Raw genomic sequence first — 12,382 nt, forward strand, 5'->3', positions numbered from 1 at the left:
GTCCCGGCCTATCGAGGGAAGGAATCCATTGAGCGACACCACCGACGTGACGTCGGATGTTTCCAACGTCGCTGGCGATGCCACCACCGCTGCCCCCGCCCGTCGTCGACGCAGCGGCACCGGCCTGTCGGCGATGCTGCTGCCAGAGCTGCAGAGCCTGGCCGCGTCGCTCGGCATCTCCGGGACGGCGCGCATGCGCAAGGGCGAGCTGATCAGCGCCATCACCGAGCGGCAGCAGGGCGGCGCCGCCGGCACCCCTCGACCGCGGGCCGAGGTCGCGGCCGCGGCCGCCCCCGCCCGTGAAGAGGTGCACGCCGAGGTTCGCGAGACCGGTGAGCGGGCTGCCGAGCAGGCTGCCGCCGCACCGGCCGTCACCGGCGAGGCCGAGGGCCGTACCCGGACCCGGCGCAGCCGGGCCGCCGCCGAGGGCCGTCCCGCCGAGGGCCGTCCCGCCGAGGCGCGTGCCGTCGAGGCGCGGACCGAGGAGGCTGCTCCCGCTGAGATCGGCGAGCGCGCCGAGCGTGGCGAGGGCCGTGGCCGGGACCGGGCCGAGCGCGGCGAGCGAGTCGAGCGCGGTGACCGGGCCGAGCGCGGTGACCGGGCCGAGCGCGGCGAGCGAGTCGAGCGCGGTGACCGCAACGAGCGGGCCGACCGTGGCGAGCGGGCCGAGCGCGGCGAGCGGGCCGAGCGCGGCGAGCGCAACGACCGCGGTGAGCGGGCCGAGCGTGACCGCACCGACCGGGGCGACCGCAACGACCGCGGTGGCGACCGGGCCCAGCGCGACAACGACACCGACGAGGACGGCGAGGGCGGCGGCCGGCGTGGCCGGCGCAGCCGGTTCCGCGACCGTCGGCGTGGCCGCGGCGAGCGCGCCGAGGGCGGCGACGGTGGCCGCGAGGGCGGTCGCGAGGGCGGTCGCGAGCCGCAGGTCAGCGAGGACGACGTGCTCGTCCCGGTGGCCGGCATCGTCGACATCCTCGACAACTACGCCTTCGTCCGGACCACCGGCTACCTGGCCGGCCCGAACGACGTCTACGTCTCGATGTCCCAGATCAAGAAGTACGGGCTGCGCCGCGGTGACGCGATCACCGGTGCGGTGCGGGCTGCCCGCGACGGTGGCAGCGACCAGCGGCGGGACAAGTACAACCCGCTGGTGCGGCTGGACACCATCAACGGCATGGAGCCGGACGAGGCGAAGCGTCGTCCCGAGTTCTACAAGCTCACTCCGCTGTACCCGCAGGAGCGGCTGCGGCTGGAGACCGAGCCGCAGATCCTCACCACCCGGGTGATCGACCTGGTCATGCCGATCGGCAAGGGGCAGCGCGCGCTGATCGTGTCGCCGCCGAAGGCCGGTAAGACCATGGTGCTGCAGGCGATCGCGAACGCGATCACGCACAACAACCCGGAGTGCCACCTGATGGTGGTGCTGGTGGACGAGCGTCCCGAAGAGGTCACCGACATGCAGCGGTCGGTGAAGGGTGAGGTCGTCGCGGCGACGTTCGACCGTCCGCCGCAGGACCACACCACGGTGGCGGAGCTGGCGATCGAGCGGGCCAAGCGCCTGGTCGAGCTGGGGCACGACGTGGTCGTGCTGCTCGACTCGGTGACCCGGCTCGGCCGGTCGTACAACCTGGCGGCGCCGGCCAGCGGCCGGATCATGTCGGGTGGTATCGACTCCACCGCGCTCTACCCGCCGAAGCGCTTCCTCGGTGCGGCCCGCAACATCGAGAACGGTGGCTCGCTGACCATCCTCGCCACCGCGCTGGTGGAGACCGGATCCATGGCGGACACGGTCATCTTCGAGGAGTTCAAGGGCACCGGTAACGCGGAGCTGAAGCTGGACCGGAAGATCGCCGACAAGCGGACCTTCCCGGCCATCGACATCCACCCGTCCGGCACGCGCAAGGAGGAGATCCTGCTCGCGCCGGAAGAGCTGGCCATCATCCACAAGCTCCGCAAGGTGCTGCACTCGCTGGACTCGCAGGCGGCGCTCGACCTGCTGCTGGACCGGCTCAAGCAGTCCCGCACCAACATCGAGTTCCTGATGCAGATCGCCAAGTCGACGCCGGGGGAGTGACCTCACCCGGGTGAGACCCGCGAAGGGCACGGCCACACCGGCCGTGCCCTTCGTCGTGTCCCGGGCCGGTGGGTTCTGGAATTTTCCTTCAATTCAGTCCCCGGGTATTGAAACTTCTGTGCACGGCCGGGTTGACTGTCGTCCATGCGTACCCGCAGCCGAACCGCCCGCCTTCCCGGCGTCCTGCTGTTGACGCCGCTGCTCGCGCTCGCCGGGGCCGTCCCGGCGTCCGCCGCGCCGCCCGCCGCCGGCACCGCCGCCGAGGACGCGCCCCGCGCATCGTCGTACCCGGCCGCCGCGGTGGCGCTCGCCCCGGCCGGCGTCGCGTTCGCCGACGGACTGGAGACCGCCCGGACCACCCGGCCGGTCGCGCCGGGGCTCGACCTCACCTCCTTCGACCGGTACGACGCCGCCGGCTGGCTGCGCGCCGACGCGCTCACCGCCGACCTCGGCGGCGGGCTGAGAGTCGACTACGTCAACTCCGGGGAGGTGGCCCGGGCCGAGCCATTGCGCGGCGCGGTCGACCGGTCCCGGGCCGTCGCTGCGGTCAACGGCGACTTCTTCGACATCAACAACTCCGGCGCCGCGCAGGGCGTCGGCATCCGCGACGGCGAACTGATCCAGTCGCCGGTCGCCGGCCACCACAACGCGGCCGCGATCACCGGCGACGGCCTCGGCCGGGTGGTCCAGGTGCATTTCGACGGCACCGCGACGCTGCCGGCCGGCCCGGTCACCCTGACCCAGTTCAACAACATGGTGCAGGCCAACGGCGTCGGCGTGTTCACCGCGCTCTGGGGGTCGTACCCCCGGCGGCGGGCCGTCGACGGAGCGGCCCGGGTCATCGAGGTGGCGGTCCGGGACGGCCGGGTGGCCACCGTCGGCGCCGCGGCGGGCGAGGGGCCGATTCCGGCCGGGACCACCGTGCTGCTCGGTCGGGACGCCGGCGCGGACGCCCTGGCCGGCCTGCGTCCGGGCGACCCGATCGACCTGACCTGGAAGCCGAAGCCGTCCGAGGGTGGCGACCTGCGCGCCGCCGTGGGCGGCGGCAACGTCCTCGTCCGCGCCGGGGCGGTGCAGACCATCGCCGACCCGACCCTGGCCCCGCGCACCGCCGTCGGCTTCTCCGCCGACGGGCGGCGGATGATCCTGCTCACCGTGGACGGGCGTCAGGTGGACAGCCGGGGCGTCACGCAGACCGAGATGGGCGAGATGATGGCCAGGCTGGGCGCGTACCACGCGCTCAACCTGGACGGGGGCGGCTCGTCCACCCTGCTCGCCCGGGAGCCCGGCGCGGCGGCCGTGCAGGTGGAGAACAGCCCGTCCGACGGCACCGAGCGGGCGGTCCCCAACGGGCTGGCGGTCTACGCCCCCGAGGGCAGTGGGCGGCTCACCGGGTACTGGCTGGAGACCGCGAGCGACCCGACCGCCGCGCCGGGCGTCGCGCCGGTACGGGGCGGCCGGCCCGACCGGGTCTTCCCCGGACTGACCCGCCGGCTCACCGCCGCGGGCTACGACGAGACGTACGGCCCGGCGGAGGGCGCGCCGACGTGGCGGGCGAACCCGGCGGCGCAGGGCACCGTGGCCGACGGGGTCTTCCGCGCCGGCGCACCCGGCCGCAGCACCGTCACCGCCTGGCGCGGCGAAGCTCGGGGCACGCTCGACCTGACCGTGCTCGGCCCGCTGGCCCGGGTCGACTCCACCGTGGACCGGGTCGGCCTGAACCGGGCCGGCGACAGCGGGCTGTTCGGCGTGGTCGGCTACGACGCCGAGGGCAACACCGCGCCGATCGAGCCGGCCGACCTGACGCTGGAGTACGACCGGACGCTGCTGGCGGTGACCCCCACCGCCGACGGCAACCTGTCGGTCAAGGCCCTCGGCGACAGCGGCTCCGCCCTGGTCACCGTCCACGTCGGCCGGCACGCCACCGTGCTGCCGGTGACCGTCGGGCTGACCGACGTGCCGGTGGCCGGCTTCGACGACGCGGCCACCTGGAGGTTCAGCCAGGCCCGGGCCAGCGGCGCGGTCGCCCCGGCGCCGGGGCACACCGGCACCGGCCTGCGGATGACGTACGACTTCAGCCAGTCCACCGGCACCCGGGCCGCCTACGCCGACCCGCCGGCCTGGATCGCGGTGCCCGGCCAGCCGCAGGCGTTCGGCATGTGGATCCACGGCAACGGCACCGGCGAGTGGCCCAGCCTGCACCTGCACGACGCGCAGGACACCCAGCACGTGCTGCGCGGCCCGCTGGTCACCTGGAAGGGCTGGAAGTACGTGGAGTTCGCGGTGCCGGCCGGCGTGCAGTACCCGGTGCGGGTCCGCCGGTTCTACGTGGCGGAGACCAACCCGGCGGCGCAGTACACCAGCGAGGTGGTCATCGACGACCTGGTGGCGAAGGTGCCGCCCACGGTCGACGCGCCGGCCGAGCCGCCCCGTACCGACCGGGTGGTGCTGCGCGACGGCACGGTGGACGGCGCGCCCTGGCGCTTCGCGGTGATGTCCGACGCCCAGTTCGTCGCCGCCAACCCGGACAGCGACCTGGTCGCCCAGGCCCGCCGTACGCTGCGCGAGGTCAAGGCGGCGAAGCCGGACTTCCTGGTGATCAACGGCGACTTCGTGGACACCGCGTACCCGGCGGACTTCGCGCTGGCGAAGCGGCTGCTGGACGAGGAACTGGGCGGGGAGCTGCCCTGGTACTACGTCCCGGGCAACCACGAGATCATGGGCGCGCCGATCGACAACTTCCGCGCCGTCTTCGGCGACAGCCAGCGCGTCTTCGACCACGAGGGCACCCGGTTCGTCACGCTGAACTCGTCCACCGGCTCCCTGCGCGGCGGCGGCTTCGACCAGGTCCGGATGCTGCGCGAGGCGCTGGACTCGGCCGCCGCCGACCCGGCGGTCGGCTCGGTGGTGGTGTTGCACCACCACCCGCCCCGCGACCCGAGCCCCGCCAAGGCCAGCCAGCTCGGCGACCGCAAGGAGGCGGCGCTGCTGGAGCAGTGGCTGGCCGACTTCCAGCACCGCACCGGCAAGGGCGGCCTGTTCGTCGGCGGGCACGTCGGCACCTTCCACGCCGACCGGGTGGACGGCGTGCCGTACGTGATCAACGGCAACTCGGGCAAGAACCCGTCGACCCCGCCGCAGCTCGGCGGCTTCACCGGCTGGACCGAGTTCGGCGTGGACCCGGTGACCCCGGCCGAGGCCGACCGGGCCCGCCGGGATCCGCTGGTCGAGGGGCCGCGCTGGGTCGCCGCGGAGTTCCACGCCCACGTGGACCGGCTCGCGGTGGGCGCGCCGGCCGCCGTGCCGGTGGGGACGCCGGCCACGGTGACCGCGACGCTGACCCAGCCGGGCGGCCGTGCCGTCCCCGTGGCGGCCCCGGTCAGCGCCGACTGGTCCGCCTCGCCCAACGTCCACATCGGAGGGCTCGGCGGGGTGCGGCCCTGGCACGTGGCCCGCTTCGACCCGGCCACCGGGCAGCTGACCGCGCTGCGGGCCGGCGCGCAGGTGCTGCTCGCGGTGACCGTGAACGGCGTCCGGGCCGAGGCGACGGTCGCGCTGACGGCGGCGGAGACACCTGGGGAGGCACCCGCCGCCTGACCGGCCCGGCGTACGCCGGGCATCCCGCCCGCCGGTCGGCCCCCTGCGGCGAGGGGCCGACCGGCGGTGCGCTCCGCGGGTCGTCGGTGCGCCGAGGGCTCAGAAGTCGCCCTCGGCGACCTGGAAGACGGTCAGCCCGAGCGACCGCCACATCCGCACCACCTGCTGCCGGTCGTCGAAGACCCCGGCCACCCGGTAGCGGTCGCGCACCTCACGCTCGTAGATCTCCTGCTTCACCACGGCGTCCTTGCGGGAGTCGCCCACCGCGCGCAGGTGCAGACCGAGGTACGGCACCCGCACGTGCCGGTCCAGCCACGCCACGGTGGCGTCGCGGGCGGTGGCGTCGCGTCCGGAGCAGAAGATCACCCCGTACCCGGCGGCGTGCATCGCCCGGACCGCCGCGATCACCGCCTCGTTGGGCTCGTCCTCGCCCACCCGGGTCATGTCGTACGGGCTGCGGGAGACGTTCAGCGCGACCGTGCCGTCGATGTCCACCAGCACGATCTCCGGTGGGCCGGCCGGGGTCGCGTCGACCGTGCCGGGCCGGCCGGTGCGGGCCGTCGGCACCGGCAGCGGTAGCGGCCGGTTGGCCAGGTAGCGCTCGTGCAGGCGACGGATGGCCGACTCGCCGACCCGGTCCGCCTCCGCCCGCACGGCGTCGCGGCGCAGGCACTCGTCCAGCGGTACGTCGGTGAAGTCGTGCACCTCGAAGTCCGCGTCGTACCGGGCCGCCAGGTCGGCCCAGTCCCGCAGGGTGCGCGAGCGCAGGTTGGTGTCGTCCACGCAGACGCTGACCCCGGCCCGCAGCAGCGCCTCCACCTGGGCCCGCTGGGCGAGCGTCACCTGGTACTCGGCCCGTTGGGTGAACAGCCGCTCACCGTGCAGCATCCGGCGCAGGTCGTCGCGGTTCACCCGGGCCACGGCCGGTTGCAGGGTACGGGCGAAACTGGTCTTGCCGGAGGCGGGCAGCCCGCGGGTGGCGATCAGTCGGGGCATCCTGCCCATCCCACTCGGGTCAGGGACGAATCGGGCACGACCCCACCGTACGCCGGGGGCGGGAATGCTGGTCCCCGGTGGCGGGAATGCGAGCAGGGAGGCGGGCGTTACCACTGCCGGACCGATCGTGCGGCCCGCTTGCCGGGTCGGCTCACGCCCATGGCACACTGGTCAATCGGCCACCGGTTCCGGTTCACGCCCGAGTCCGTCGCGCACCAGGCGACGGGGAGATCAGCGGCGACCCGGCGACCACCGACGAAAGGACCGAGGCGACATGAAGCCCAACATCCACCCGGAGTACGTGACCACCGAGGTCTCCTGCTCCTGCGGTAACACCTTCTCGACCCGCAGCACCGCCAAGGGCGGCTCGATCCACGTCGAGACCTGCAGCGCCTGCCACCCGTTCTACACCGGCAAGCAGCGCGTCCTCGACACCGCCGGCCGGGTCGCCAAGTTCCAGCAGAAGTACGCCAAGGTTCAGGCGAAGAAGGCCAAGTAGCTCCACCGACGACGCCCGTGTCCGGCTTCGGCCGGGCGCGGGCGTTCGTCCGTTCCGCCCCCGGTTACGCCCGTCCGTCCGTCGAAGGAGCATCCCCCGCATGAGCAGCGAGCGCCTGGCTTCCCTCCTCGACGAGTACGCCGAGCTGGAGAAGCGGCTGGCCGACCCGGCCATCCACGCCGACCAGGGCACCGCCCGCCGGGTGGGCCGCCGGTACGCCGAGCTGGTCCCGCTGCACAAGGCCGCCGGTGAGCTGGAGCAGGCCCGCGCCGACCTGGCCGCGGCCCGGGAGCTGGCCGCCGAGGACCCGTCCTTCGCCGCGGAGGCCGAGTCGATCGCGGCGAGCCTGCCGGCACTGGAGGAGCGCCTGGCCGAGCTGCTGATCCCGCGCGACCCGCACGACGCCAAGGACGTGATCATCGAGATCAAGGCCGGCGAGGGTGGCGAGGAGTCCGCGCTCTTCGCCGGCGACCTGCTGCGGATGTACACCCGGTACGCCGAGCGGCACGGCTGGCTCACCGAGGTGATCGACGCGCAGGACTCCGACCTGGGCGGGGTCAAGGACGTCTCGCTGGCGATCAAGACCAAGGGCGTCCCGGAGGGCGGCAACGGCGTCTGGTCGCGGCTGAAGTGGGAGGGCGGCGTGCACCGGGTGCAGCGCGTGCCGGTCACCGAGTCGCAGGGACGCATCCACACCAGCGCCGCCGGCGTGCTGGTGCTGCCCGAGGCCGAGGACGTCGACGTCACCATCGACCCCAACGAGCTGCGCATCGACGTGTTCCGCTCGTCCGGGCCGGGCGGCCAGTCGGTGAACACCACCGACTCGGCGGTCCGGATCACCCACCTGCCGACCGGTGTGGTGGTCTCCTGCCAGAACGAGAAGTCCCAGTTGCAGAACCGGGAGCAGGCGATGCGGATCCTGCGGGCCCGGCTGCTCGCCGTCGCCCAGGAGCAGGCCGACGCCGCCGCCTCGGACGCCCGCAAGGCGCAGGTGCGCACGGTGGACCGCTCGGAGCGGATCCGCACCTACAACTTCCCGCAGAACCGGATCACCGACCACCGGATCGGCTACACGGCGTACAACCTGGACCTGGCGCTCGCCGGCGACCTGGACGGCGTCCTTGACGCCCTCACCGAGGCCGACCGTGCCGCCCGCCTCGCCGGCGACACCGAACTGACCCGCCGCTGACCCGACCTCCCCAGCGGGGCCCACCGACGCGCTTTCTCTGTAAGTGGCCCCAAGCGCTCGGCGGGGGAGGGTGAGCGGGGGAGGGTGGGTCAGGAGGCGCGGGGGCGGGTCTTGGCGCGGAGCATCTCGCGGTCGGCGATCTCGAAGGCGGTGCCGAGCGCGTCGCGCAGCGCGCCGTGGGCACCGTCCACCTCGGCGAAGCCGATGCTCACCCCCACCGGGGTGCCCGGCACCAGGGACTCCCAGTCCTCGGTGCGCACCGCCGCGTGGATCCGCCGGGCCACCTCGGCCGCCTCGGTCATCCCGGCCCCGGAGAGCACCACCACGAACTCGTCCCCGCCGTAGCGGGCCACGAAGTCGCCCCGCCGCATCACCCGGTTGATCACCCCGGCGATGCGCTGCAGGACCAGGTCCCCGGAGTGGTGGCCGTGGGTGGTGTTGACCGCCTTGAACCCGTCCAGGTCGCAGACGCCGATCACCACCCGCTCGCCGCGGGAGGTCACCGAGGCGATGTAGCGCTCCAGCCGGCGCCGGTTCGGCAGGCCGGTGAGCGGGTCGGTCAGCGCCTCGCCCTCGTACCGGGCGGCCTCGCGGCGCATCTCCTCGTGGTCGATGCGGGCGGCGATGCCGTCGATGTACACGTCGCGCAGCCGGTCGTTGCGCTGGGCGGCCAGCCGGAACGCCATCCGGTCGGCCCGGTGCGCCGCCACGTGGTCGCCGGCCCGGGCGTACGCGATGCTGCGCAGCCGGGACGGCTCGGCCGCGCCAAGCGTCTCGTTGGAGACCAGGGCGGTGTCCAGCCGGGTGATCGCCTCGATCGGCCGGCCGTCGGCGACGGCCAGGCAGACCTGCCCGAGCTGCCGCATGTCGCGGGCGCGGGCGCTGTCGCCGCCGTGGGCGAGCAGCCGGACCGGGTCGGTCTTGGTGCCGGTCTCCAGCGGGTCGCCGAGGGCGGCCCGGCGGGCCGCCGCGTAGCCGTACGCGGCCAGGCTGCTGGGGCGGATCCGGTCACTGCGGCCGTCGCGGACGAACCGGTTCAGGTCGATGGCGATGTCCCGGAGCACCCGCAGGCAGCCGTCGCTGTCGCCGTTGTGGTCCAGGGCGACCGCGTTGCGCAGCCGGATCCCCGGCGCGGCGAAGACCTCCTCGGGGAGCCCGGCGGCCAGCCCGTGCTGCCGGGCCCGCTCGATCGCGCCGAGGGCGTAGCCGTGGAAGCTGAGGTACGAGTAGGCCATCGCCAGGTCGTGCCAGCCCCAGGCGGTGTCCCGGTCCCGCTCCTCGGCCGCGCCCAGCGCCCGGGCGGCGCGGACCAGGTGGGTGACGCACCGGTCGAGCGCGCCCTGGTGGTGCGCGGCGAGCGCGGCCAGCGCGTTGAGGTGTCCGTGCAGGTACGGCTCGGGCAGGTCGCGGACGGCGGTGGACGCCTCCTCGATGGCCCCGGTGAACTCCGCCGTCCGACCGAGATTGATCAGCGCGCAGAGACGCTGCACCAGCGCGTCGGCGCGGGTGTTCGGGTCGGTGGTGCTGCGCAGCACCGCTTCGAGCAGGCCGCACGCCTCGGCGGACCGGCTCGCCTCCTGCAGGGCCCGGGCACGCCGGAGAGCGTCAACCTGGTCATCGACCCGGTCGAGCCACCCCACCTGCGAACCTCCTGTCGGTGTGCGTCCGGCCGCACCCGCTCGTGACGTGACCCGCGACGCTTCATGATTATGTCGTGACCTTCCTTCCGCGCCACCCCTCCGAAGGGACAGAACGCGAGCGACCCTCGCTCGCTGTGGCCCGCGCCACCCGTGCCCTGACCGCCGCCGGGGTGGAGTCGGCCCGCGCCGAGGCGGAACTGCTCGCCGCGTACGTGCTGGACGTGCCCCGGGGCCGGCTGGCGCTGGCGGACGGCTTCACCGCCGTCCAGCGGGAGCGGTTCGAGGCGCTGGTCGCCCGCCGGGCCGACCGGGAGCCGTTGCAGCACCTGACCGGCCGGGCCGGGTTCCGGCACCTGGAGCTGGCGGTCGGGCCGGGGGTCTTCGTGCCCCGGCCGGAGACCGAACTGCTGGCCGGCTGGGGGATCGAGGTGGCCCGGACCCGGTCGGCGCCGCTGGTGGTGGACCTGTGCAGCGGCTCGGGGGCGATCGCGCTGGCGGTCGCCCAGGAGGTGCCGGCCGCCCGGGTGGTGGCCGTGGAGCGGTCGCCCGCCGCGCTGGAGTGGCTGCGGCGCAACGCCGCCGAGCGGGTCGCCGCCGGGGACCGGCCGATCGAGGTGGTCGCCGCCGACGTCACCGACCCGGAGCTGCTGGCCGCGCTGGTCGGCGAGGTGGACGTGCTGCTCTGCAACCCGCCGTACGTGCCCCGGGCGGTGGCCGTACCGCCGGAGGTGGCCGGGCACGATCCGGACGAGGCGGTCTTCGGCGGGACGGACGGGTTGAGCGTGATCCGGCCGGTGCTGGCCCGCGCCGGGGACCTGTTGCGCCCCGGCGGCGCGCTGGGCGTGGAGCACGACGACACGCACGGGGCGGCGGTGCCGGCGCTGCTCGCCGCCGACGGCCGGTACGTCGACGTGGCGGAGCATCGGGACCTGGCGGGACGGTCCCGCTTCGCCACCGCGTCCCGGCGGGCGGACGGCCCGCACGCCGGTGTGGCCAAGGCGTGGCAGACTGGCTCCTCGTGATGCTCTACGACTGTCGGTCGCCCGCCGACCGGGACCGCGGCATCGCCGCTGCCATCGAGGCGGTCAAGAACGGCGAGCTGGTCGTCCTGCCGACCGACACGGTCTACGGGATCGGCGCGGACGCCTTCACCCCGTACGCGGTCAAGGCCCTGGCGGACGCCAAGGGCGGCAGCCGGCAGGCGCCGCCGGTGCTGATCGGCTCCCGGCACACGCTGGACGGCCTGGTCTTCTCGCTGCCGCGTGCCGCGCGCGACCTGGTCGAGGCGTTCTGGCCCGGTGCGCTGACCATCGTGGTGGAGCACTCGCCGAGCCTGGCCTGGGACCTGGGCGACGCCACCGGCACGGTGGCGGTCCGGATGCCGCTGCACCCGGTGGCGCTGGAGGTGCTGCGGGAGACCGGCCCGATGGCGGTGGCCTCGGCGAACAAGGCGGGCCAGGCGGCCGCGCTGACCGCCGAGGAGGCCCGCGACCAGCTCGGTTACTCGGTGCGCGCCTACCTGGAGGCCGGGCCCTGCCCGGACCCGGTGCCGAGCACGATCGTCGACCTGACCGGCGAGGTGCCGCGGGTGCTCCGGCTGGGCGCGATCGGGCTGGACAAGCTCCGCGACGTGGCGCCGGACATCCTCGACGAGCGGGGGGCCTGAGTGCCGCCGTTCACCGTCCTGCACGTGTGCATGGGCAACATCTGCCGCTCGCCGATGGCGGAGCGGCTGCTGGTGCTCGCGGTCCGGGAGCGGCTGGGCCGGCTCGGCGTCGACCCGACCCGCTCCGACGAACTGCTGCACAGCCACAGCGCCGGCACCGGCGGCTGGCACGCCGGCGAGGAGATGAACCCGCCGGCGGCCCGGCAGGTGCTCTCGCGCGGCGGTGACGTGGACGGCTTCGCCGCCCGCAAGCTGCGCTCGGATCTGATCGACGCCGCCGACCTGGTCCTCACCGCCACCGCCGACCAGCAGGAGTACGTGGTGGCGCTGCGTCCCGACGCCGCGGCCCGCACCTTCGTGCTCGGCGAGTTCGGCCGGTTGCTCGGGCTGGTGGACGCCGCCGCCCTGCCGCCGGCGGAGGCCACCGGCGAGGCGGTGTACGCCCGGGGCGTGGCCCTGGTGGCGGCCGCCGACGCGGCCCGGCAGGGCGCGTCGGCGCTGCACTCCGACGACCTGGACGACCCCTGGGGTCGGGGCGACCAGTGCTTCAGCCGGGTGGCCGACGAGATCGAGGAGACCGTGCACCCGCTCACCGCAGCGCTGCTGCCCTGACCCCCGCCCGGGTGAACCGGGCGGCGTGTCCGGTGCTCCGCGCCGCGTCCCGCTCGCGAATTTCCTCCGGGTTTCGCGAAATATGAGGGCAGAAGGGGCGTAGCGG

9 protein-coding genes are annotated in these 12,382 nt (G+C 74.6%); 7 read left to right on the forward strand and 2 right to left on the reverse strand.

Annotated elements, in window-relative coordinates; all coding sequences use genetic code 11:
* Nucleotides 1-28: 28 nt before the first annotated feature.
* Complete coding sequence (gene rho / locus FHX75_RS22135; protein ID WP_154942263.1) at nt 29-2,077, forward strand: transcription termination factor Rho; 2,049 nt, start codon at nt 29-31, stop codon at nt 2,075-2,077.
* 144 nt (nt 2,078-2,221) lie between these two features.
* On the forward strand, nt 2,222-5,674 hold the full coding sequence (locus tag FHX75_RS22140; RefSeq protein ID WP_154942264.1) for a phosphodiester glycosidase family protein: 3,453 nt from the start codon (nt 2,222-2,224) through the stop codon (nt 5,672-5,674).
* A 99-nt stretch (nt 5,675-5,773) separates the two neighbouring features.
* Here the strand turns inward: FHX75_RS22140 and FHX75_RS22145 are convergent, their stop codons facing one another.
* Complete coding sequence (locus tag FHX75_RS22145; protein ID WP_154942265.1) at nt 5,774-6,670, reverse strand: phosphatase domain-containing protein; 897 nt, start codon at nt 6,668-6,670, stop codon at nt 5,774-5,776.
* A gap of 274 nt (nt 6,671-6,944) precedes the next feature.
* Between FHX75_RS22145 and rpmE the strand changes: the two genes are divergently transcribed.
* Both rpmE and prfA read left to right on the forward strand, forming a co-directional pair.
* On the forward strand, nt 6,945-7,169 hold the full coding sequence (gene rpmE / locus FHX75_RS22155; RefSeq protein ID WP_088960558.1) for a 50S ribosomal protein L31: 225 nt from the start codon (nt 6,945-6,947) through the stop codon (nt 7,167-7,169).
* A 100-nt stretch (nt 7,170-7,269) separates the two neighbouring features.
* Nucleotides 7,270-8,358, forward strand: a complete 1,089-nt coding sequence (gene prfA, locus FHX75_RS22160) for a peptide chain release factor 1 (protein WP_154942267.1) — start codon at nt 7,270-7,272, stop codon at nt 8,356-8,358.
* A gap of 89 nt (nt 8,359-8,447) precedes the next feature.
* Here the strand turns inward: prfA and FHX75_RS22165 are convergent, their stop codons facing one another.
* On the reverse strand, nt 8,448-9,998 hold the full coding sequence (locus tag FHX75_RS22165) for a GGDEF domain-containing protein (protein ID WP_154942268.1): 1,551 nt from the start codon (nt 9,996-9,998) through the stop codon (nt 8,448-8,450).
* 134 nt (nt 9,999-10,132) lie between these two features.
* Here FHX75_RS22165 and prmC point away from each other — a divergent pair, with 134 nt between their 5' ends.
* From prmC to FHX75_RS22180, 3 genes are read left to right on the forward strand one after another with little or no spacing between them, the layout of a single operon-like run.
* Nucleotides 10,133-11,020 (forward strand): peptide chain release factor N(5)-glutamine methyltransferase, encoded by an 888-nt coding sequence (prmC, locus tag FHX75_RS22170; protein WP_246158462.1) that lies wholly within the window; start codon nt 10,133-10,135, stop codon nt 11,018-11,020.
* Entirely contained in the window at nt 11,020-11,664 is a 645-nt protein-coding gene (locus tag FHX75_RS22175; RefSeq protein WP_154942716.1) for an L-threonylcarbamoyladenylate synthase, read from the forward strand. Before prmC ends, FHX75_RS22175 begins: the two co-directional genes overlap by 1 nt.
* Nucleotides 11,665-12,276: an arsenate reductase/protein-tyrosine-phosphatase family protein gene (locus tag FHX75_RS22180; RefSeq protein WP_088960562.1), complete on the forward strand. Its 612-nt coding sequence runs from the start codon at nt 11,665-11,667 to the stop codon at nt 12,274-12,276.
* Nucleotides 12,277-12,382: the final 106 nt, after the last annotated feature.

It is taken from the genome of Micromonospora palomenae (assembly GCF_007829925.1).
Lineage (GTDB): Bacteria > Actinomycetota > Actinomycetes > Mycobacteriales > Micromonosporaceae > Micromonospora > Micromonospora purpureochromogenes.